Below are 21,275 nucleotides of genomic sequence, written 5' to 3' on the forward strand. Positions count from 1 at the left end.
AATCCTTCCTTTTTACAAAATCCCAGCCGGCAGATGGACCGTAACACCCGGTCCCAGAGGGATGTTGAGCCCCACCCAGATCATCATGAACAGGATCCAGGCAATCTGCAGGATCACCGCCAGGGGGATCAGGTTGGAAATAAACGTCCCCACCGTGCACTTGGGATCATACTTTTCCTGGGCCACACTGAGCATCATCCACAGATAGGGCATCATGGGCGTCACGCTGTTGCCCGGAGAATCCCCCAGCCGGTACAGCAGCTGGGCAAAAGCCGGATGATATCCCAGCAACATGAACATGGGCACGAAGATGGGCGCGAAGATGGCCCACTTTGCAGACCCGGAGGACATGAAGATGTTCACAAAGGCGCACACCAGCACGAACACCACGCACAGGGGCATCCCCGTAAAGCCCAGCCCCTTCAAAAAGTCCGCCCCGCCAATGGCCAGCAGGGTCCCCATATGGCTCCAGTTGAACAGCCCCTGGAACTGACCGCAGAAGAAACAGAACACCACATAGGATCCCATATGGGACATCTGCTTCACCATGGCCCCGTTGATGTCCTTCACCGTTTTGAATTTCTTCGTGGTCAGCCCATAGGCAATGCCGGCCAGGCTCATGAGGAAGAACAGGATGGGGATCAGTCCCTTGAGCAGCAGGGACCCCACCAGAGTATGGCCGTCCCTGGACAGGATGCCTGTGAAAAAGCCCACAGCAATCAGGGCCACGTACACCAAGGTGACCAGACCGGCGTTGTGCAGCCCCCGTTTTTCGTCCATCGTCAGATCCTGTACGGCTTCCAGTTCTCTGGCTTCATAGGGAGCAAACCGGGGTTCCACGATTTTCTGAGAAGCATAGCCCAGCACCAGGGCCACCAGAAAGGTGGAAGCCGCCATGAAGTACCAGTTGCAGGTCACATCCACGGCATAGGCCCCTTTGCCCAGAAAGCCGTCCAGGGCCTGGTTGGTCAGCCCCTGGAGCAGGGTATCGGTGCCGGCGATCATCAGGTTGGCGGTGAAGCCGGCGTTGGCTCCTGCATACCCCACGATCATGCCGGCCAGAGGATTCTTCCCCACCCCGATGTAAACCAGGGCTGCCAGGGGCGGAATCACTACCGCCGCCGTATCGGAGGCAATGTTCCCCAGGGTCCCCACAAAAGCGATCAGATAGGGTACGATGCCCGGAGGCACGTCCTTCATGCTGCGCCGCAAAAGACTGACCAGAAGGCCACTTTCCTCACAGAAGCCAATGGCCAGGGTCATGGTGATCACCAGTCCCAGAGGGGCGAACCCGGAGAAATTCTTCACCATATTCTTCAGCAGCCAGTCCACCCCGGCCGGAGAAAACAGATTCTGGGCCGTGACCACCTTACCGTTGGCCGGGTTCACCATGCTCAGTCCGGAGGCCGTCAGCAGGGCTCCGGCAATGGCTGTCAGCACAAACAGAAGGCAGAACAGGATGGCCGGAGGCGGCAGTTTATCGCAGACCTTCTCCACTCCGTTCAGGAACCGGTCCACCCAGTTCTGCTTTGGCTGTATTTCTTCCATAAATCATCCCTTCCTTTCAGAGATCCCACCCTTCTCCGCCCTTTTCAAGGGCGGGGGACCAGCCGCATGGCTGGTGGTGGGTTCTTATACAGGTTTGTTCCTCTCCTGCATCCAGCTCTGCCTGCACCGGGGCCGCCCCAGGATCATGGTCCAGACCATCCCTTCCCGCAGATTGCCTGTAAGCGCCGGATGGACAGGCCCTGCTGCCGCCATTTTCCGGGAATGTTCCACCACCTGGGGTGCCACCGTGGGCTTCAGGTCCCGGATTTCGTCCACCAGGTCGCTGCGCACCGGCTTCACCGTAGGTTCCACTCCTGTATCCGACCACTTTTCCGGTTCCTGGGCCTCCCGGCATACAAACGTTCCGGGCTGGGCGACTTCTCTTTTCTTTTTCAGCGGGGGCAGGGGCCTGGCCATCCGGGGCCGCTGCCGCTTCCGCCTGTTCCATACCTGGATGCCGATCACAAACGCCATCCAGAGCACAAAGAATAAAAATTCAGAGCCCATGGCAGCCTCCTGTTACTTGCCGGGATCCCTGGTGGGCGGCAGTTCCTCCTGACCGCTGCTGACCAGGCTTTCCCGCATTTTGGTATCCGCCATCAGGTTCTTCAGGTTGTAGTAATCCATGGCCCCCAGATGGCCTTCCCGCAGCGCCTGGGCCAGTGCCTGGGGCACCTGGGCCTGGGCTTCCACCACCTTGGCCTGCATTTCCTGGGTATACGCCCGCATTTCCTGCTCCTTGGCCACAGCCATGGCCCGGCGTTCCTCTGCCTTGGCCTGGGCGATGTTCTTGTCCGCTTCCGCCTGGTCCGTCATCAACTGGGCCCCGATGTTCCGGCCCACGTCCACGTCGGCAATATCGATGGACAGGATTTCAAAGGCAGAGCCTGCATCCAGACCCTTGCTCAGTACCGTCCGGGAAATGTGATCCGGATTCTCCAGCACATCCGTATGTTCCTCCGAAGACCCTACGGTGGTAACGATGCCCTCGCCCACACGGGCAATGATGGTACTTTCCCCGGCACCGCCCACCAGGCGGTCGATGTTGGCCCGCACCGTTACCCGGGCCCGTACCTTCAGTTCGATGCCGTTTTTGGCCACCGCAGAAATCAGCGGGGTCTCGATGACTTTGGGATTGACGCTCATCTGGACAGCTTCCAGCACATCACGGCCGGCCAGATCGATGGCCGCCGCCCGCTCGAAGGTCAGGGGAATGTCTGCCCGTTCTGCGGCGATCAGGGCATCCACGACCCGGTCCACGTCACCTCCGGCCAGGAAATGGGCCTCCAGCTGGTCCACATTCACGTCCAGCCCGGCCTTGTTGGCCTTCACCAGGGGCAGGATGATTTTCGACGGGACCACCCGGCGCAGCCGCATCCCCACCAGGGTAAAGATATGGACATTGACCCCGGCCGCCATGGCCGAGATCCACAGGCCCAGCGGTACGAAATGCAAAAACAGCAGGATGACCGCCAGCAGGGCCACAATCAAAACAGAACTGCCTAACACTGCAACCATATTACGCCTCCTTCCGGACGATTGTCCGACCCCCGGTCACCGCAACCACTTTGATCCGGGTGCCCGGTTCATAAAATTCTCCATCGGTGATCACATCCACCAGCTGACCGTCAATCAGGGCCCGGCCTGAAGGCCGCAGCACCGTCTGGGCCACGCCGCTCTTCCCTATGAGGTCCGTCCGTTCCCGGTTCCCCGTATAGCCCCTGGCTTTCGTGGAACGCAGGTGCAGAGTCAAATGCCGCCCCAGCCAGCTTCCGGGTCCCCGGCGCACCAGCCACAGCACCGCCAGTACCAGCACCACCAGCAGACCGCCCACCAGAGCCGCTGCCTGGGTGGTGGCACCCAGATACAGGTACAGAGAGCCCAGCAGACAAAGGATCCCCAGGGACCCGAAAACCCCGAATCCGGGGATAAAGGCTTCGATGACCAGGAACAGGAGCCCGGCAACTACCAATGGGATTCTCATAGCCTCCTCCTTTCCACAGAGAAAAAGTTATAGAAGATATATTCGAGACCAAAGAGGAAATCCCTGCTAATTGGCAGCCGATTCGCCCGCTCCGCTCTTTTGGGCAATAAAAAAAGACGATACAGCGTTACGCATGTATCGTCTTCTTTGTGGTGGGCGCTAACAGGATCGAACTGCTGACATTCTGCTTGTAAGGCAGACGCTCTCCCAGCTGAGCTAAGCGCCCATAAAATGGTGACCGGAGAGGGAATCGAACCCTCGATACCGCCGTGAAAGGGCGGTGTCTTAACCGCTTGACCATCCGGCCAAAAAAAATGGTGATCCGCCAGAGGATCGAACTCTGGACACCCTGATTAAGAGTCAGGTGCTCTACCAGCTGAGCTAGCGGACCATCATGTCTTTCGGTATCTCTCAACCGTCGACTATGTTAGTATACCCGATTTTTATAATTTTGGCAAGCCCTTTTTCAAAAAAAATCCAGATTTTTTATTTCAGCCATTTATGAGCTGCCTTCAGCACCTGTTTCACGGTCAGTTCCTTCATGCACCGCATATCCTCACAATGGTGCTTCATGCCCTTTCGGCACCCGTCGCAGGGTGGAATGGCCCGTACAATGGTGGCCTGCTTCGTATAGGGACCGTACAGTTCCGGATGGCTGGGGCCGTACATGGCCACAATGGGCACCTTCTGGCTGATGGCCACATGCATGGGGCCGCTGTCGTTGGTGATGATCAGACAGCACCGGCTCATGGCCGCCGCCAGTTCTCCCAGCCCGAATTTTCCCGTGGCGATGATGGGTTGGCTCTTCATGAAACCCACGGCTTCCTGTACCATCTCTTCATCCATGGTTCCGCCGAAGAACACGGTCCGGTCCCCTTCCTTCGCCAGGGTATCCGCCACCTGGGCAAACCGTTCCGGTGCCCAGCGCTTGGTCACCACGGCGCTGCCGATATTGAAGCCCACCAGTTTGGCGCCCGGATTCAGACCCTGTTCCTTCCAGAAAGCTTCGGCCCGGGCTTTGTGCTCCGGTCCGGGGAATACCTCCAGCCCGTTGTTGGAAAGGTCCCGGACCCCTATGCGCTTCAGTACATCCAGGTACATATCGGCCGCATGGATTTTCCGGTTCAGTTTCAGCCAGGGATGGAAAAATCCCCGGAACAGAAAGTGGGAGGCCCCCACCTTCACCGGTACCACAGCCATGGCATCGATGAACGAACACCGCTCGTTGGGGTGCAGGTTGATCAGCACATCAAAATGAGCGTCAGTGATCTTCCGGCTCATCCGCCAAAGGGCGGGCAGGTTGTTGTCCCTTCCCTTCTTGTCGATGGTCCACACATGGTCGATGTTGGGGTTATGGGCCACAATGTCCTTCAGCTTCTCATCCACCAGATAGGTGATATCCGCCCCCGGCGCCGCTTTGCGCAGGGCGTGGAGGAAAGGCGTGGTCAGCACCAGGTCCCCCAGATGCATCAAAAACGTGACGATGATCTTCTTTCCTGCCAGTTCAATCACAGGCCTTCCCCTCCTTCTTCAAAAAATCCATGAACACCTGCTCCGGGGTCACAGCCCCCATACAGGTCCAGTGGTCACAATGTTTCTTCAGGCAACCGGCACACTCCACGGGGCTCAGCAGTACCGTAGCGTTGGGATTGCCATAGGGGCCCGTCCGGTCCGGCCGGGTGGGACCGTACATGGTCACCAGGGGCTTCTGCAGCGCCGTGGCGATGTGCAGCGGCCCTGTATCCCCGCTTACATAGAATCGGGCTCCCTTGATCAGCGCCCCCAACTCACGCAGGCTGGTCTTGCCGATGAAGTCGATGAGCCGCGGATCTTCTCCAACCTGTTGCAGGATGGCCTCGCCCAGGGGAGCATCCCCCGGTCCGCCGGCCAGCACCACATAAAGCCCCCGTTCCAGGAACTTCTTCGCCAGGGCCGCATAATGGTCCAGGGGCCAGCGCTTCGTATCCCAGCGGGCGCCGGGCACGAACACCACATAGGGCAGCGGTCCCTCCTTATCCGGAATCCCCGCCCCAATGAGCCGCAGACGGATTTCTTCCATTTCTTCAGTAAGAGCCGGCATGGGGTACGTAATGGACTCCACCTTCGCCCCCAGGTACCGGGCCACATCCAGGTACCGTTCGATGACGTGTTTATGGGCGTTGGGCCCGGTAATAGCTTTGGAGATCAGTCCGCTGCCCTCCCGCATCTCACAGTAGCCGATCCGGTTGGGACAACCGGTGAGCCAGGCCATGACCGCGCTCTTGAACAGCCCCTGGAGGTCGATGACCAGGTCGAAGTGTTTGCTGTGCAGCATGGCCCGGGTCTTCTTCAGGGTCTCCCAGCGTTTGCCCCAGCCCATCTTCCCAAAGGCCGCCTTGTCAAAATACAGGATTTCGTCAATGATGGGCGGTTCAGGCACAAAAGCGCTGAACTGGGGATGGACCAGCCAGCTGATCCTGCTTTGGGGGAAGGTCTGCCGCAGGGCCACCGCAAAGGGCAGGGCGTGGATCACGTCCCCCAGGGAACTCATTTTGATGATCAGGATGTTCTTGTAGTCCATCATACCTCCGCCTGCCGCTGCAGCACCCGTTCCACAAAGGTCTTCAGATCCGTGCCCGTAAACCGATAGCCCGGGATGCCGGCCGCCAGGGCCGCCTGTACATCGCTTTCGTTGTCCCCGATGAGGAACGACCCTTCCCGGCTCAGATCATGGTCCGCCATCGCCTGCAGGATCATCCCCGGTTTGGGTTTCCGGCAGTTGCACTCGATGGTCAGCGACCGGATCACCCCTTTGGTGGGATGGTGGGGACAGAAATAGAAGCCGTCGATCTGACCGCCGGCTTTCTCCATTTCTTTTGCCATATAGGCATGGAGGGCTTCCATGTCTTTTTGGGTATAGTAGCCCCGGGCGATGCCGCTCTGGTTGGTCACCACGTAGATGGCATAGCCCAGGCTGTGGAGCAGGGCCACCGCTTCTCTGGCACCCTGCACCCATTCCACCTGGTCCGGACGGTAGATGTAGCCCTTATCCATGTCCAGCACCCCGTCCCGGTCCAGGAACACCGCTTTCTTGCCCGTTGTCATGCCTTGTAATAACCGTCGGAATCCTGCAGCACCTGGCAGTATTCCTTCACGGCCTGGCTGAAGTCCGTAAACCCGCCGTCATAGCCGGTGGCCAGCAGTTTCGTGGCATCGGCCTGGGTGTAGCTCTGGTACTTGCCCTTCAGCACTTCCGGGAAGGGAACGTACACCAGCTCGCCGCTGCCGAAGAATTCCAGTACGGCTCTGGCCATATCATTGAACGTATGGGCATGGCCGGTGCCCAGGTTGTAGATGCCCTTCAGTTCCGGGTGCTGCCAGAAGTACAGCAGGACCTTCACCACGTCCTTCACGTACACAAAGTCCCGGGTCTGTTCACCGGGGCCGTAGCCGTCGTATTCTCCGAATAATTTTACCTTATGTTCTGCCTTCCACTGCAGGAACATCTGGCGCACCATGGATGCCATCTTGCCCTTGTGGTTCTCCTGGGGCCCGAATACATTGAAATACCGGAACCCGGCAATCTGGCTTTCCGCTTTGTCAAAGTACCGGCGGGCATAGTTGTCGAAGAACAGCTTGGAGAACGCGTACACGTTCAGGGCTTCCTCGCAGGCCGGTTCTTCCCGGAACCCGTTCTTGCCGCTGCCGTAGGTAGAGGCAGAAGAGGCATACAGGAACTGGATGCGCCGATCCAGGGCAAAGTGCATCAGGGTCTTGGTATATTCGAAGTTGTTTTCCATCATGTACTTGCCGTTGTATTCCATGGTATCGGAGCAGGCCCCTTCATGGAAGATCACGTCGATGGGTTCATAATCGAATTTGCCGTCCCGCACCCGCTGGATGAAATCATATTTATCCAGGTAATCCAGCACCTTCAGACCCTGGATGTTCTTGAACTTCACCATATTGGTCAGGTTGTCCACCACCAGGATGTCATCCCGTCCCCTGTCGTTCAAGCCCTTGATAATATTGCTGCCGATAAAACCGGCGCCGCCGGTTACAATGATCATAATTTGCCCTCCTTGACCAGTTTCACGATTTTCTGGATCACACCGGTGGTGGAATACCCTTCCTTGAAGGGCAGGATCTCCACCTTGCCGGCATATTCCCGGCCGGCCACTTCCTCCGGCCTGTAATCTCCGCCCTTCACCAGGATGTCCGGACGGATCCGTTTGATGAGCTCTGTGGGGGTATCTTCCCCGAACAGCACTACGGCATCCACGCAGGCCAGGGCGGCCAGCAGCCGTGCCCGGTCGTTTTCCTGATTCAGGGGACGGGTCTCCCCTTTCAGCCGTTTCACTGACGCATCGGTGTTCACACCCACGATCAGGTGCTGGCCCAGTTTGGCTGCCTGTTCCAGATACTGCACATGGCCGGCATGCAAAATGTCGAAGCACCCGTTGGTGAACACGATCCGTTCCCCGGCTGCCTGCCAGGTACGGGCCAGGCTGGTCACTTCCTCCCAGCTCAAAGGCCGGTAGTCCCGGCCCTCCCGTTCTTCGCTGGCCAGCACTTCCTTCAGCAGTTCCTCCCTGTGCACCGGGTAGGTCCCCACTTTGGACACCACGATCCCGGCTGCCTTGTTGGACAGGTTCAGGGCCTCCCCCAGGGAAAGGCCACCGGCCACTGCTGCCAGCAGCACCGCTGCCACCGTATCTCCGGCCCCGGACACGTCGAACACATCCCGGGCCGTAGCCGCTTCGGTGATGACTTCCTGTTTGTTGATCAGGGACACCCCTTTTTCGGAACGGGTCACCACCACATTCCTGATGTGGAAGGTATCCCGGGCTTTAGCCGCCAGTTCCACCAGAGGTCCTGTTTCATTGGGGACCACTTTGCCCCCTGCTTCACACATTTCCTTCACGTTGGGGGTGATGAAATCGCAGCCCGTGTATTTCCGCCAGTCACTGCCCTTGGGATCTACCAGCACGGGTACCTGGGACTGATGGGCCAGGGCCATCACCGTCTGGCAGAAATGATCCGAACACACACCCTTGGCGTAGTCGCTGAGTACGATGCCGTCCAGGCCCTGCTGCAGCCGTTTCTGCAGCCAGTCCAGCAGCTGTTTCTCCTCGTCCGGATCCAGGTCCCCGGGTTCCTCGAAATCCAGCCGCAGCATCTGCTGCCGGCCACCGATCACCCGCAGTTTCGTAATGGTCTTCCGTCCCGGCATGGGAAACAGGCCAGAAAAATCAATGCCGGCGCCGGCCATTTTCTGTTCCAGGTCTTCCCGATGGGCATCCAGGCCCGTGACCCCGGCCGCATATACCTGCACCCCCAGGCCGGCCAGGTTGGCTGCCACGTTACCGGCGCCCCCCAGCACGCTTTCCATATGGCGCACATGGTTCACCGGCACCGGGGCTTCCGGAGAAATCCGTTTCACTTCCCCGTAGATATACCGATCCAGCATCACGTCGCCGATAACGGCAATCCGCAGTTTCTGGATGGTTTCCGTTAAGAACCGGGTGCTTTTCGTATTACGCATAGTCTTCCACCAGCTCACAGAGAATATGTCCCAGGATCTCATGGATTTCCTGGGCCCGTGCCGTATTGGTGGACGGCACATCCAGCAGCACGTCGCACAGGTCAGCCATTTTGCCGCCCCCCTTGGCCGTGAAACCGATCACCCGTATGCCCTTTTCCCGGGCCTTGGCTATGGCTTCCAGCACGTTGCCGCTGTTGCCGGAAGTGGAAATCCCCACCAGCACATCCCCTTCCCGGCCCAGGCCTTCCACCTGCCGGGCGAAGATCTTGTCATAGCCGTAATCATTGCCAATGGCCGTCAGGATGGACGTATCCGTGGTGAGCGCCAGCGCTGCCATCCCCGGCCGTTCTTTCTGGAACCGTCCCACGATCTCCGCGGCCCAGTGCTGGGCATCGGCTGCCGAGCCGCCGTTGCCACAGAACATCACCTTGCCGCCGGAAGCCAGGGTAAGAGAAATCATCCCTGCGGCTTCCTCCACCGCCTTCAGCAGCCGTTTGCTGCCCATGACTTTATGGACCAGCTTCTCATGTTCCAGCAGCCGAGCGCTGATCGTTTCCTGCACCTTACCACCGATAGAGGTCATAAGTCACACTCCATTCATGATCATTGTCATATTTCTTATCCCGGTATTCCAGTCCCAGCCGGAAGCAGCAGAAATCATGGTACCAGCGATAGATGTACTCATAGACGCCGCTCTTGCCCTGGTCATACCGCATTACGAAGTTCACCCAGTCGTTCTTCCCCAGCTGTTTGGACAGGCCCCACTGCAGCTCCTTGGCCATATCCGGATCCGAGTAGGAGAAGACGGAACTGTGCTCTTTTTCGTAGTAGTAGCCCAGCCAGGTGTTCCAGCCGCCTTCAAAGGCCTTATTCAACGTGGCGGAATACAGCATGGTCTTCTTCGTTTCGTCGTTGATGCTTTCCCGGACCCACTTGTGGCCCACACCCAGGTTCAGGTACAGAGGCTGTTTTTCCCGGGTCAGCCGGATGGGATCATGATTCAGATAGACCCCGTATTCCGTATGCCAGCTGCGCTTCCAGTTGTCCTTCCACAGGCCGTGGCTGATGTAGGCGGAATAGTTCACCGGTACATTCTTATCGAACTTGTGGCTCTTGTAAACGAACTTCACATCCCGCTCTTTGCGGATCCAGTTGTTGTCCGAGTCTTCCGTATGGCCGTCCTGGATCTGCACGTAAAAATTCTTTTCATTCTGCACATCCGTGAACAGGGGCCGCCAGCCGATCTTGGAATAATATTTCAATTCCGCATCCAGGTTGTTTTTGTTGCTCACCGGAATGTCCAGATTGTAGCGGATCTTCACCCCATGATCCGTATCATATCCGATATGGGGCAGCAGGCTCTGTTTGCTCCCGTCATCCTGCATCCGGTTGATCCAGCGATCCCGGGAGTAGATATGCTTGCCCTTTACATACACCTTGACGTTGTAGGCAATGATCTTGTCCTTGGGATAGATCACCACTTTGTCTGCCTTCACTTCCACACAGGGGGGATGGTAAATGGCCGGGCAGCGGGTGGTGGACCCGCCGCTGGTCAGTTCCACCCGGTCGGGGTAGATTTCCCCGATATCCGCCTTGTAGATATCCTTCCCGTTATGGCCGGAAATATTCTTCACCGTTCCGGTCTTGTCCAGGAAATTGTAGTGTCCCCATTTCCCATCCGTGACACTGGTGCCGGTACTGGTGTCATCCACGATCCGGCCGCCGGTAAGCAGGTACACATCCCCGGTTTTGGAATTGCCCTGGGCCTGGGCCGTATACAGTTTCTGATTGCCCTGGTACAGACGCACATTCCCGGAAGCCGCAAAATCGCCGGTTTCCGTATTGTATTTCACCTGATCCCCATAGATGGTAATGGGCAGGGTGGATTCACTGGGGACGGTCTCCCCTCTTTTTTCCCGTTCCTTCTGCTCTTTGGACGTTTCTTTTCCAGCCTGGGTGATGGCTTCCACTTTGGCATCGGGCTGATCCTGGATCCGGCGGATTCCCTCATGCTGGTGGGCATAGGATTCCACTTCATCCAGGCTCTGGGGCTCGTTCAGAAACGCCCGCGGCTGATACGCCGGGCCATCCTTGCTGCTCAGCTTGCCCCCGTCATAGGTGACAGCTGCGCTGGCCATCCCCGGCAGCGACAGCGCCAATGTAATTCCTAAGGCCAATGCCTTCTTGTTCATAGGATCTTGTCCTCCACTGGTAAAATTCGCTTGTCAATCGTTTCCATCAAATTCATAAACAAAGATACACTCTTCATCATTATAACACAAAAGACCCGGCTCTTCCGCAACTTTGTGTGAAAGAGCCGGGTCCCGGCTGCAGGTACCATCGGTACCCACCGTTTTGTTCCTTGTCTTACAGAGTGCTGGCGTCGTAGGCAGAACCGTCGTCTTCATCCAGCAGGGGCTGGTTGCTGCTGTCGTTCTTGCGCACCCGTTTTCCGGCATCGTCGTCCTTCTGCTTCTGGGCAGCGTCTGCCGCGGCTTCCGTTTCCGCATCCGCTTTGTCGCCGCCTTCTGCCTTGTCTGCAGCGTTGGCTTCGGTGGTATCCTGAGAAATAGTCTTGTCCTGGGCTGCCACCACATCCGCATCGGATTCATCCAGAGAGATGCCGCTGTCCTTTTTGGGAGTCACGGCAGCGGCCGGTTCTTTCGTGGAAGTGTCTCCACTGACAGCGGGCTGCTGGGCCGCTGCGTTTTCACCGGCGGCCACAGCCACGCCGGAAGCCGGTTCGGCAGCTGCGGGACCATTCACCACCGCATTGCTGTCCAGCTGCTGGCCCCTGGCGGTGTTCCCGGCCAGGATCACGCCGTCCACGCTGGTGTCTTCCGAAACCTGCACATAGGTATTGGTCCCGGCAGGGATGGTCACGGAAGAGCCCTTCACGAAAGCACCGCCTACGATGCCCACCGGCCCGAACAGGACCATGCCCCCAATGGAGGCACCGGCAGCACCGGCTGCGGTCTTGGCCTGCTGTTTGGCCAGTTCACCCACGGTGACAGGGATGGCCCCGCCATTGACGGCTACCACATGGGAGAAGTCCAGATCGATCCGGGCATCCCGGCCGAAAATCCGGGGCTGCACGATTTTTTTGATCTGGCCATAGCCTTTGGAACCTTTGGGCAGTACCAGGGCATCGCCCACATACACGTTATCGTCCACGATGAAGTCGATGCTGTCGCCCTGCTGGTTCGTCTTGCTGCTGATATCCTGCATGAATTTCACTTTGATCAGGGAGTCCTTGGGCAATACCACCGTACTGGAGGTCAGGCTGCCACTGGAGAAGGCGGCCTTGGTCAGCCGGTTCAGGCGGCTGCTGAAAGTATCCTTCGTATACTGGGTTCCGAAAATCTGGGTTTCCAGAGAACCGATCCGTTCTCTGGCGGCCTCTGTACTCATCCGGTCAGAGAACTGCCATTCGATCACATTCAGCATGGTGGCAGCCGAGAGCTTGCCGTTGGCCGGAGCCCCCTCCAGACCGTTATACAGGTGATCCACCCGGCTCATCACCGATCCGGTGCTCTTCTGGCCGTACATTTCCATTTCCATCTTGTCCACCCGGGACACCAGGGAACCGGTCTGCACCGCACCATACAGGAAACTTTCCGCCGTTTCCAGCTTCCCAGCCACCGTATTGCTGGTTGCCATTTCCTCGGCAAAGGCCGGGACCAGGCAGGTCAGACAAAGAAGCGCTGTCAAAAACAGGCTGATGAATTTTTTCTTCACTCCAGACACCTCCGTCAGGGTAATTTCAGAATAATGTAGTTTCATTGTACCATAGTTGCCTTATTTTTTCCACGGGGCCAGCTTTTCTTCCATCTCCGCCCGCATGCGATCCATGAGTTCGTAGCGGCGGCGATGGTTGGCCCGCTTGGACGGTTTGAATTCCGACAGTTCCCGTCGTTTCTCCTCCAGCGGAATCTTGTAGAACCGGGGATCGGCACAGGCCGTGCCTCCGCATTCCTCCCAGAAATCCCCGAAGTTCGTCTTCAATTTCCGGTCCATGCGCACATGGTTCATGGCATAGTACCCTGCATTGGACACGGCATAGATGGATTCGCAGCCCATCAGGTCCGCCAGGGTCCGCAGCCCGTAGAAGATCAGGTTCTTGGTGCGGTAGCCAAAGAATTTCTTCGTCATGGCCTTCACTGCATCATTCCCCAGGGTGGTTCCCTGCAGGGCCCCCACCCACACGCAGGGCTTCCCGGTTTCCGGATCCGGGCTCAGCCAGAACATGATCTGGTAGAAATCCAGGTCGCCCCAGTGGAGCACCAGGGACAGGCACCCTTCCTTCCGCTGGCCCGGGTGGAACAGCAGATCCAGGGTCAGGGGCCTGTCCTGGAAGGCATCGGTCCACAGGTTCACCCGGCCGTGTTCGACATAGATCCGCCGTAAAAAATCCGGCTGCAGCAGCTGTTCCAGGGCAAAGATGTGGTACGTGATCAGCCGGCACCGCTGCGCCCAGGAAGCCCCCTTGTAGAAAAAGGCCCGGGTCGCCTGTTCCAGCAGGCAGGGCATGCCCTGGAGCACTTCCCGGCGCAGGGGCGTGGCCTGGAAAAACTTCTGCAGTGCCGCCATCTGCTGGCTGTGGATCCGGCAGCGCAGCAGGTACACCCAGTACCGCTTCCGTTCCTTCAAATGTTCCAAATTGTAGCAGGCCCTTCCCGCCGCTTTGATTTCCGCCCAATCCATGCTGTGCCATTCCTTTCTTCATGAAGAAAGGGCCGTCGCCGCTGGTGCGATAGCCCTCTGTCTGTTATTTGTTGTTCTTGATGACCTTGTTCAGCTCTCTCCGCACGAACAGGCCAAATTCGTGGTGAGGCCAGTCAGACCGGGGATTGATGGCGCCGCTTTCCATTTCGCGGCTGTAGCTCCAGTGGTCATCCTTGAACTTGCCATTGATGGTGTTCAGGGTGGCGAACCGGCCTCTGTAATCCAGGATGGTCATGGGTTCCCGGCGGAAATTGTCTTCCGTCACATCGAACTTGTCCACGGCCATGGCAATGACCACATCCGCTCCGCTGGCCTTGGCTACGGCCTGGAGACCTTCTTTGGTGAACAGGTTGTCCTGTTCCTGCAGGGCCACTTTCCGGACCGTATCGGAATCCACCATGTCATATTCCGGATACTGGAATTTCTTGGCAATTTCGTTGCTGTATACGATAGGTTTCATGCCCTCGTTGTCTTCCACCTTTTCACCGATCATCAGAGGGACCACTGCCAGTTTCAGGGATTTGACCTGAGGAGTGGCAGCAGGGGTCTGCTGCTGGGAAGTGGTTTCCGCCGGCTTGGTCGGGGTAAAGGTGAAGGTCCCGGCTTCCGCCTGCGGAAGTACCGGCAGCGTCAGCGCTGCACAAAAAGCGACGGCAGACAAAGTGTGCCAGAATTTTTTCATATTGCTACAACCTCCTAGTTGTCGTTCTATATATTGTATCATAGGAGCCGGTATTTGACCAGTCAATTAAATTTCCTGCAGGTAGTCCGAAGCCACCCAGCCGATATCTCCGTTTTCCCGTTCCACCCGGGTCCAGTGCAGTCCGCCTCCATCGGCAGCATCCAGAATGGTGACCACTTCGCCTTTTTCAAAGTAGTCCAGCACATCGGCATTCTGGTTAGGGTCGCTGCGCATGCGCACCTCCGTACCGATGATCTTGCCTTTGCGGTCCTGCAGGCGGGTTTCCGAAGGGATGAGGGAACCTTCCGGCACCCGGCAGTATTCGCCGGCCACCCAGCCCTGGGTACCGTCCTGGCGGTTCACTTCGTACCATTTGCGGCCTTCGTTCACATTGCTTTTCAGGACTTCCACCTTTTCGCCGTCATCGAAATAGCCGATAATTTCCGTATTTGTCCCTGCCCCCTTGCGCATCCGGACTTCCGTCCCGATGATGGTCCCGGTGGCAGACGCATCTGCTTTCCGTTCCAGGGGGAATGTCAGACCGAAAAGACAGCAGGCTGCAGCGACGATCCGTACCAATTTCTTCATCATGGTCTGCCTCCTCTCACGCTTATGCGATCGATTTCTTTCTTTTATGTAGTCATTGTATCACGAAGTTTACAAGAGAACCAGCAGGATTTAATACTTGTGTCCCCCTGAAAGGGGGAAAGGACAACTTTTATCCTTCTGCCACGAAATCGGCGGCCACCCAGCCTACGCTTCCGTCGCTGCGCTGTACTTTCAGCCAGCGCTGGCCATTACTGGTCACGTCGTCCAGGATAGTGACGCTTTCGCCGTTGTCGAAATACCCCAGCACGTCGCTGTCAGTGCTGTAGCTGGCCCGCATACGGACATCCGTGCCGCTGATGGTCCCGGTGGAACTGCTGGCGGTATCCCCGCCAAGGCTGCAGTAATCCGCGGACACCCAGCCGGTGCTGCCGTCACTGCGCTGCACCTTGTACCAGGTCGCACCATCAGCCTGGGCGCTGCCCAGGACCTGTACGGTCTCGCCGTTGTCAAACGCTCCGATGACATTATAATCCGTGCCGGCACCGGAACGCATCCGCACCTCGGTGCCGGTGATCACCCCGGAACCGTTGGTGTCATAATCCACGGCCGCCTGGCGGGCGGCTTCGGCAGCAGCGGCCTGGCGTTCTGCCTCAGCCTGCCGTTCCGCTTCTTCCTGACGGGCCCGTTCTTCGGCAGCAGCCCGTGCGGCGGCTTCCTGACGGGCTTTTTCTTCGGCAGCCCGTTTTTCAGCGGCTTCCCTGATGGCCACCAGCTGTTTCATCCGGGCGGCTTCTTCTTCCGCTTCCTTCCTGGCTTCTTCCGCCTGGATCATGGCCACCTTTTCTTTTACGGTCATAGGTCTGGCCTGTGTTTCCACTTTGGTTTCTGCCTTGGCTTCCGGTTTCGTTTCCTTCTTTGCTTCTACAGCGGTTTTCGCTGCGGCGGCAGCTTCCTTCCGGAGTTCTGCCGCTCTGGCTCTGGCTTTTTCTGCCTCAGCCTTTTCCCGGGCATCCCGCTTGGCCTTTTCAGCCGCTGCCTTCTTCGCAGCCGCTTCCTGGGCCAGCTGGGCCTTCTGGTCTGCGGCGATCTGGGCATCCAACTTGGCATCGGCAGCCTTGGCGGCCCGGTACTTGGCAGCCAGGCGGGAAATATCTGCCTTGGCCTGGCTATCGTCGTCCAGCTGTTCTTCGTCTTTTGCCGCCTGCTCTTTAGCAGCCTGCTTCTCAGCCTCTTTCCGGGCCTTTTCTTCTGCAGCCTTCTGCCGGGCGGCTTCCCGGGCAGCAGCCCGTTTCTGCAGATTGGCCAGGCCCTTGCCTCTGCCGGTTTCAGCCGGAACCTCTTCCTCGTGATTCTCCTGCTTTACAGCTGTTGCAGAAGCATCGGAAGGATGGGCAATGGGCGTCTCCACCACATTGCCGTCCTCATCCACCCCGGCTGCAGACAGGTTCACTTCGATTTCCCCTTCACTTTTGTCCAGGACGGCACCGGCATGGTACAGCCCGATCAGGCTGCCATCCTTGTCAATGTAATAGGTGTCGGGCAGGGTCTGGAGCCTAGACGGATCCACGTCATACAGGTATTTCAGGCCATTTTCCGCCAGCACATGGAGCTGGTCGTCCGTGTAGTAATAGCTCAGGGGCCGCAGCTGACCGCTCTTCCGGTCGAAGGTCATACCCTGGCTTTCTTCCACCCCCATGTTGGGGGTCATGACGATGGTGAAGCTGATCACATCCCCATCCGCCTTGTGCACATCGTAATGGACCTTGCCGCCGCCCAGGGTGGAGGCCTCGCTGGCAAAGGAAGCCACCTGGCTGCTCAGGGCCCGGTTGATCTTCTCGTCGGCAGATTTGCTGCCCCCCACCACCTGGGGACATTCAACGGTCACTTTATTCTGGGTACTGGTCACCGTCTTGACCGGTACCTCCAGATCCGCTGCCCATACCGGAGCCATCGTGGTGCCCAGCACCAGACAGCTCATCAGGACCGCACACGTTTTTTTCAACATCAGTAAAGCCTGCTTTCTTCTATAAAATGGATTTCCCTCATCCAATCATCCATTGGAGTCAATAGTATTAGTGTACTGTAATGGGGTGGGAAAATCAAGGGGACGGGACTGGATGAAATCGCAGAGCGCCCTTACGGGCTTCCAGAAGTCAGAAGTCAGCTTTGTTTGCCAAGCAGCACTGGCAAGATTTTCTTGTCGCCTGACAAGCTGACATCTGGAGGCTCGTCAGAGCCGAGTCTGACATCTGGCATCTTATACAGGGTCGCTTTTCACTCTGCACTCTTTAAAGAATTTTCTCTTCTCCTCCAGCTCCACCGGCCGGCTCAGGGCTTCCGTCAGCCAGGCTTCCGCCTTTGCCCTGTCCTTTTCGGGCATGATCAGGTGGAGTCTTGCCCGGTTGTCATATTCCACATCGCCCACGGTGAACAGGTCCTGCTGATACAGCAGGTTCAGCACCCGTCCCACATCGTCCAGGGACCAGAGGAAGGTGTAATCCCCCATGGGGATCCGTTCTGCCAGACCGGCTTTTTCCACGGTCTGAGCCACGGATTTTCCGTAGGTGCGGGTCAGGCCCCCGGCCCCCAGTTTGATGCCCCCGAAGTACCGGGTAACCACGGCCGCCGTGTTGTACAATCCCTTCCGCCGCAACACCTCCAGCATGGGAGAGCCGGCGGTACCACCGGGTTCTCCGTCATCACTGGACCGTTCCACCCGGTTGTCGGCCCCCACGATGTAGGCAGAGCAGTTGTGCCGGGCGTCCCAGTATTTCTTTTTCATGGCCTTCACAAAGGCCTGGGCCTCGGCCTCCGTTTCCACCCGGGCCAGGGTGCAGATGAAGCGGGATTTTTCCACCACCAGCTCACTGACCGCCGGCTGGGCAATGACATATTTTCCCATGATTACAGTTCCTTTCACAACTCGATTTTCAAATCCCATCTATTATACCATATTCTGCTTTCTGACATCTGGAGGCTCGTCAGAGCCGAGTCTGGCATCTGACATCTTATACTCTGTATGTTATAATAGTACCCGATATCCCAAAGGAGGTTTTTGTTTTGTTTACCCATACATTGCAACGGATTTCTGTCCTTACCGGGGCTCTCTGCCTTTCGGCTTCTGTGGCCCTGGGGGCTGCTGCCATGCCCGGCACGCCAGCCGCCTTGAATTCCCCTTCTGCCTGGACTTCGGCCCAGGGCAATACCGTGCTGGCCACCCCGGAACGGATCCGGGCCATGAACGCCCAGATGGACAAGGCCATCTTCGGGGATTCCATCCAGGATCTGGGCGCCACCATTTCCGGCGACAAGCTCACCGCCTATGTAAACGCCTTTACCATGGATGAAGACCAGTACGTCCAGGGCGCACCCCTGAGCCACAGCTTCGCCCGGCAGCTGGTATCCGACGCCAAAGCCAACATCCAGCCCACCAACACGGTAAAATACGGCGTGGTGGTGGACCGGGTGGATCTGCGTTCGTTCCCCACCCTGCAGCGGGCCTTTGATTCCGCCTCCGACCGGGAGTTCGACAACTGGCAGGAAACGGCAGTGGATCCCTCCACACCGGTGCGGGTGTACCATACCAATCCCCAGGGCAACTTCATCTTTGTCCGTACCCCCCATTACCGGGGCTGGGTCCCCCGGAACAAGGTGGCCATCACCGATGCCAAAACCTGGCAGACCTATGCCAGCCCGGCCTCTCCCGCCGTGGTCACCGGCAAGCTGCTGAGCTTCAAGGCCGGCACCGACACCCAGCTGTACCAGATGGGCACGGCCATCCCCACTTCCAACGGCAATCTGTTGCTGCCCACCCGGGATCACAGGGGCTATTTGCAGATCGTACCAGTGAAGGCCACCTATGGGGCCGACCTGCACCAGGGATACCTGCCCTACACCACCAACAATACCATCCAGATGGCCTTCAAGCACCTGGGTGCCCCCTACGGCTGGGGCGGCATGCACAACAGTGTGGACTGCTCCGCCTTTGTCCAGGACGTGTACAAGACCATGGGCATCCAGCTGCCCCGGAATGGAGATGAGCAGGCCCAGTCCTTCCCGGGCAAGAGCTTCTACGGTATGAGCCACGACCAGAAGCTGGCCTATATCAGGACGGCCGCCCCCGGTTCCCTGCTGTTCACCCCCTACCATGTGATGATGCTGCTGGGGAACAAGAACGGTACACCTTACATGATCCATTCGCTGGCGTCCTACGGGGTCAATACCGGTGATGGGGTGGTGAAGAACCGGATCATGCAGGTGGTGGTCAGCAAAGTGGACCTAATGGCCGGCAGCGGAACCCCGCTGGTGGACCAGATGACACAATGCAATACGTGGAGATAAAAGGAGTCTCACAGAAGGTGTAAAAACCCATCCACCAGCCATTGGGCTGGTCCCCCTTCCCTTTTCCCCGGGACTAGGCCGTTCCTCTTCGTCACGGCCGTCGCGGGAAGGACAAAAGAGGTAAAAAAAGCGCTGTGAAAAAATGCTTTTTCACACCCCGTCACTAGTCACTAGCCGATGGAAGCCAGCTGACGCTGGCAAAAAAAGGCCGCTGGCCGACCTGGGAACGGACGTCCCTCATGGACCGTCCCTACGAATACACACCAGTTACGATGCATGCGTAGGGACTACCCGTAAGGGGAGTCCGAATCCAGGTCTCCCGGAGGGTTTCGATCAAAAAAAATAGACCGTTGCGAAGACGGTCTATTTTTTATGGAATGAATTAGAACGTTACTACGAACTGGCTCCAGAGGGTCCGGGCGTGCTTGCCATTCTGGTCCCCTTCCTTGCCTTTCAGGTCGTAGTAATCCACTTCGGCCACCATGTTTTTGGCCAGGGTCAGGTTGCCGCTCACTTTCCAGCCTTTGAAGCCGTTGGTGACGCCGTTGTCCCCGGGGATGAAGGCATCCCAGTTGCCATCCATGGTGTGGTCGATCACCGTAGAGGCGCTCTGGTCATAATAGGTTGCCAGAAGGCCCCAGCTGCCCGGCTTGTCGCTGTCCGCACCGCCGTAGGTCAGTCCGGCCACCCAGCCGTCCTTGTCCCAGTCACGGGCATCGGCATAGTCATTGCTGCCCCGCAGGTACATGGCGTTGATGCCCAGCTTGCCGGCGGTATAACCGGCTCCGGCGGTCCAGATCTTGTTGTCGTCCCCGTCCAGGAAGGTCAGGTTACCGGCTTTGGTGTAGGTGGCTGCCAGGTGCAGGTTTCCGGTGTCGCCGCCCAGTTCGGCCGTCCAGAATTTGTCTGCCGTGGAAACCTTTTCCTCATCGCTCATATAACCGAACCCGGACACATCGGCCATTTTCCCATAAGCAGCCTGCAGATAGGAACCGTGGCCCAGAGGTACCTTGGCTTTGATCCCATCCACCGGGTTATCATAGACGTTCCCATCCGCCAGGAATTCGTCATACCGGCCGGCTTTCAGTTCCACTGCGCCGATCCGGCCATCCAGAAAGGCTCTCTGGAAATCGGTGTCGCTGTCACCGGATTCGTTCCGGCCGCCGAAGTACTGGTGGTTTTCCAGCATGGAAACATAATGCCAGTTGTCATTCACTTCCCCGGTGAACCACAGACGGGTCCGCAGATCAGATTCGCTGCCCTTGCCGGTGGCGGAACCGGAATCGTTCCGGTAGCTCATCTGGACTTCCCCGGAGATGGCCACGTTGTCGGCGTGCTTTTCCAGTTTGGCAACTCTAACGCCCAGGTTGTCCAGCTCGTCGGCAAATTCGCTGACCAGTTTGTCATCAGCACCAATGGCGCCTTTGGCCAGGGCCTTGGCCACGATTTGGGCCATTTCGTACCGGGTCATGGTCTTGTCCCCTTTGAAGGTACCATCCGGATAGCCATCCACTACGCCGGCAGCCGCCAGTTTGGCTACGGCGCCGTAGGCCCAGTGACCGGCCGGCAGATCGGAAAAGGGGTTGGCGGCAAATGCCGTAGCGCTGACCCCCAGTGCCATGGCCAGAGCCATTACCAGTTTCTTGTTCATGAAGATTCCTCCTTGTGTCCTTTGCATTCCAGGGTTCCGGACCAACCAGGAGTTTCCGTGTTTCCTCCGCTTGTCATAGGGAACCGAAATGTAAAATAGTTAGTTTTGTATAACTATTGCATCACAAATTATACACGAAGGAGGAGAAAAAGGCAAGATGAGGATTAGCGCTTCGTCGGTTGGTGTATCCGTAGGGGCGTGCCGGCGGCGCGCCCGCCCCCGCAACGGATGCTGGGACCGCAACACCCAGAGACTTCGTCCGCACGCCTCC

Annotated in this window: 19 protein-coding genes, 3 tRNA genes and 1 pseudogene; 1 reads left to right on the top strand and 22 read right to left on the bottom strand. The window is 57.9% G+C overall.

What is annotated here, in order from left to right; all coding sequences use genetic code 11:
- Positions 1-12 precede the first annotated feature (12 nt).
- From BQ5462_RS10565 to BQ5462_RS10660, 21 genes and pseudogenes are all read right to left on the bottom strand, one after another.
- Positions 13-1,548, bottom strand: a complete 1,536-nt coding sequence (locus tag BQ5462_RS10565) for an AbgT family transporter (RefSeq protein ID WP_071143257.1) — start codon at positions 1,546-1,548, stop codon at positions 13-15.
- A gap of 84 nt (positions 1,549-1,632) precedes the next feature.
- Positions 1,633-2,055, bottom strand: coding sequence for a hypothetical protein (locus BQ5462_RS10570; protein WP_071143258.1), 423 nt, complete (start codon positions 2,053-2,055; stop codon positions 1,633-1,635).
- A gap of 12 nt (positions 2,056-2,067) precedes the next feature.
- The gene (gene floA, locus BQ5462_RS10575) at positions 2,068-3,066 is read right to left on the bottom strand and encodes a flotillin-like protein FloA (protein ID WP_071143259.1); all 999 of its coding nucleotides are present in this window, start codon (positions 3,064-3,066) and stop codon (positions 2,068-2,070) included.
- A gap of 1 nt (position 3,067) precedes the next feature.
- Positions 3,068-3,367 (bottom strand): NfeD family protein, encoded by a 300-nt coding sequence (locus tag BQ5462_RS11800; RefSeq protein ID WP_456236536.1) that lies wholly within the window; start codon positions 3,365-3,367, stop codon positions 3,068-3,070.
- Positions 3,350-3,535 (bottom strand): annotated as a pseudogene (locus BQ5462_RS11805) (NfeD family protein); the annotation flags it as partial. The gene BQ5462_RS11800 and the pseudogene BQ5462_RS11805, both read right to left, overlap by 18 nt.
- Before the next feature lie 147 nt (positions 3,536-3,682).
- Positions 3,683-3,758, bottom strand: a tRNA-Val gene (locus BQ5462_RS10585).
- A 6-nt stretch (positions 3,759-3,764) separates the two neighbouring features.
- Positions 3,765-3,839 (bottom strand) — tRNA-Glu (locus tag BQ5462_RS10590).
- A gap of 8 nt (positions 3,840-3,847) precedes the next feature.
- A tRNA-Lys gene (locus tag BQ5462_RS10595) sits at positions 3,848-3,923 on the bottom strand.
- Positions 3,924-4,018: 95 nt separating this feature from the next.
- Positions 4,019-5,044: a glycosyltransferase family 9 protein gene (locus tag BQ5462_RS10600; RefSeq protein WP_071143261.1), complete on the bottom strand. Its 1,026-nt coding sequence runs from the start codon at positions 5,042-5,044 to the stop codon at positions 4,019-4,021.
- Entirely contained in the window at positions 5,037-6,095 is a 1,059-nt protein-coding gene (gene waaF / locus BQ5462_RS10605) for a lipopolysaccharide heptosyltransferase II (protein WP_071143262.1), read from the bottom strand. Before waaF ends, BQ5462_RS10600 begins: the two co-directional genes overlap by 8 nt.
- Positions 6,092-6,616, bottom strand: coding sequence for a D-glycero-alpha-D-manno-heptose-1,7-bisphosphate 7-phosphatase (locus BQ5462_RS10610; protein WP_071143263.1), 525 nt, complete (start codon positions 6,614-6,616; stop codon positions 6,092-6,094). Before BQ5462_RS10610 ends, waaF begins: the two co-directional genes overlap by 4 nt.
- A complete protein-coding gene (gene rfaD / locus BQ5462_RS10615; RefSeq protein ID WP_071143264.1) occupies positions 6,613-7,581 on the bottom strand; it encodes an ADP-glyceromanno-heptose 6-epimerase in 969 nt (322 codons plus the stop codon). The genes BQ5462_RS10610 and rfaD overlap by 4 nt, the downstream gene beginning before the upstream one ends.
- The gene (gene rfaE1 / locus BQ5462_RS10620; protein WP_071143265.1) at positions 7,578-9,056 is read right to left on the bottom strand and encodes a D-glycero-beta-D-manno-heptose-7-phosphate kinase; all 1,479 of its coding nucleotides are present in this window, start codon (positions 9,054-9,056) and stop codon (positions 7,578-7,580) included. Before rfaE1 ends, rfaD begins: the two co-directional genes overlap by 4 nt.
- Positions 9,049-9,639: a D-sedoheptulose 7-phosphate isomerase gene (gmhA, locus tag BQ5462_RS10625; protein ID WP_071143266.1), complete on the bottom strand. Its 591-nt coding sequence runs from the start codon at positions 9,637-9,639 to the stop codon at positions 9,049-9,051. The genes rfaE1 and gmhA overlap by 8 nt, the downstream gene beginning before the upstream one ends.
- A complete protein-coding gene (locus BQ5462_RS10630; protein ID WP_071143267.1) occupies positions 9,620-11,248 on the bottom strand; it encodes an OstA-like protein in 1,629 nt (542 codons plus the stop codon). Before BQ5462_RS10630 ends, gmhA begins: the two co-directional genes overlap by 20 nt.
- A gap of 175 nt (positions 11,249-11,423) precedes the next feature.
- Positions 11,424-12,794, bottom strand: coding sequence for a hypothetical protein (locus BQ5462_RS10635; protein ID WP_071143387.1), 1,371 nt, complete (start codon positions 12,792-12,794; stop codon positions 11,424-11,426).
- Between the two features lie 60 nt (positions 12,795-12,854).
- Positions 12,855-13,760 carry a VirK/YbjX family protein gene (locus BQ5462_RS10640; protein ID WP_071143268.1) on the bottom strand — a complete coding sequence of 302 codons (906 nt, stop codon included), beginning with the start codon at positions 13,758-13,760 and terminating at the stop codon, positions 12,855-12,857.
- A 64-nt stretch (positions 13,761-13,824) separates the two neighbouring features.
- Entirely contained in the window at positions 13,825-14,463 is a 639-nt protein-coding gene (locus BQ5462_RS10645) for a hypothetical protein (protein ID WP_071143269.1), read from the bottom strand.
- 66 nt (positions 14,464-14,529) lie between these two features.
- Positions 14,530-15,054 carry an SH3 domain-containing protein gene (locus BQ5462_RS10650; protein WP_071143270.1) on the bottom strand — a complete coding sequence of 175 codons (525 nt, stop codon included), beginning with the start codon at positions 15,052-15,054 and terminating at the stop codon, positions 14,530-14,532.
- A 127-nt stretch (positions 15,055-15,181) separates the two neighbouring features.
- Positions 15,182-17,017 (bottom strand): SH3 domain-containing protein, encoded by a 1,836-nt coding sequence (locus BQ5462_RS10655; RefSeq protein ID WP_071143271.1) that lies wholly within the window; start codon positions 17,015-17,017, stop codon positions 15,182-15,184.
- A 252-nt stretch (positions 17,018-17,269) separates the two neighbouring features.
- Positions 17,270-17,914 (bottom strand): YigZ family protein, encoded by a 645-nt coding sequence (locus BQ5462_RS10660; RefSeq protein WP_071143272.1) that lies wholly within the window; start codon positions 17,912-17,914, stop codon positions 17,270-17,272.
- Positions 17,915-18,072: 158 nt separating this feature from the next.
- Between BQ5462_RS10660 and BQ5462_RS10665 the strand changes: the two genes are divergently transcribed.
- Positions 18,073-19,353: a C40 family peptidase gene (locus tag BQ5462_RS10665; protein ID WP_071143273.1), complete on the top strand. Its 1,281-nt coding sequence runs from the start codon at positions 18,073-18,075 to the stop codon at positions 19,351-19,353.
- 382 nt (positions 19,354-19,735) lie between these two features.
- On the opposite strand, the gene BQ5462_RS10670 is transcribed toward BQ5462_RS10665, so the two are convergent.
- Positions 19,736-21,004, bottom strand: a complete 1,269-nt coding sequence (locus BQ5462_RS10670; protein WP_071143274.1) for an S-layer homology domain-containing protein — start codon at positions 21,002-21,004, stop codon at positions 19,736-19,738.
- Positions 21,005-21,275: the final 271 nt, after the last annotated feature.

Origin of the sequence: Acidaminococcus timonensis (assembly GCF_900106585.1) — a bacterium.
Classification (GTDB): Bacteria; Bacillota; Negativicutes; order Acidaminococcales; family Acidaminococcaceae; genus Acidaminococcus; species Acidaminococcus timonensis.

Excerpts from the sequence above, each read along its gene's own strand:
- BQ5462_RS10645 (WP_071143269.1), bottom strand. The coding sequence starts at position 14,463 with ATGAAAAAATTCTGGCACACTTTGTCTGCCGTCGCTTTTTGTGCAGCG.
- BQ5462_RS10670 (WP_071143274.1), bottom strand. The coding sequence starts at position 21,004 with ATGAACAAGAAACTGGTAATGGCTCTGGCCATGGCACTGGGGGTCAGC.
- BQ5462_RS10610 (WP_071143263.1), bottom strand. The coding sequence starts at position 6,616 with ATGACAACGGGCAAGAAAGCGGTGTTCCTGGACCGGGACGGGGTGCTG.
- BQ5462_RS10565 (WP_071143257.1), bottom strand. The coding sequence starts at position 1,548 with ATGGAAGAAATACAGCCAAAGCAGAACTGGGTGGACCGGTTCCTGAAC.
- BQ5462_RS10650 (WP_071143270.1), bottom strand. The coding sequence starts at position 15,054 with ATGATGAAGAAATTGGTACGGATCGTCGCTGCAGCCTGCTGTCTTTTC.
- BQ5462_RS10640 (WP_071143268.1), bottom strand. The coding sequence starts at position 13,760 with ATGGATTGGGCGGAAATCAAAGCGGCGGGAAGGGCCTGCTACAATTTG.
- waaF (WP_071143262.1), bottom strand. The coding sequence starts at position 6,095 with ATGATGGACTACAAGAACATCCTGATCATCAAAATGAGTTCCCTGGGG.
- BQ5462_RS10660 (WP_071143272.1), bottom strand. The coding sequence starts at position 17,914 with ATGGGAAAATATGTCATTGCCCAGCCGGCGGTCAGTGAGCTGGTGGTG.
- floA (WP_071143259.1), bottom strand. The coding sequence starts at position 3,066 with ATGGTTGCAGTGTTAGGCAGTTCTGTTTTGATTGTGGCCCTGCTGGCG.
- BQ5462_RS10570 (WP_071143258.1), bottom strand. The coding sequence starts at position 2,055 with ATGGGCTCTGAATTTTTATTCTTTGTGCTCTGGATGGCGTTTGTGATC.
- gmhA (WP_071143266.1), bottom strand. The coding sequence starts at position 9,639 with ATGACCTCTATCGGTGGTAAGGTGCAGGAAACGATCAGCGCTCGGCTG.
- BQ5462_RS10655 (WP_071143271.1), bottom strand. The coding sequence starts at position 17,017 with ATGTTGAAAAAAACGTGTGCGGTCCTGATGAGCTGTCTGGTGCTGGGC.
- BQ5462_RS10630 (WP_071143267.1), bottom strand. The coding sequence starts at position 11,248 with ATGAACAAGAAGGCATTGGCCTTAGGAATTACATTGGCGCTGTCGCTG.
- rfaE1 (WP_071143265.1), bottom strand. The coding sequence starts at position 9,056 with ATGCGTAATACGAAAAGCACCCGGTTCTTAACGGAAACCATCCAGAAA.
- rfaD (WP_071143264.1), bottom strand. The coding sequence starts at position 7,581 with ATGATCATTGTAACCGGCGGCGCCGGTTTTATCGGCAGCAATATTATC.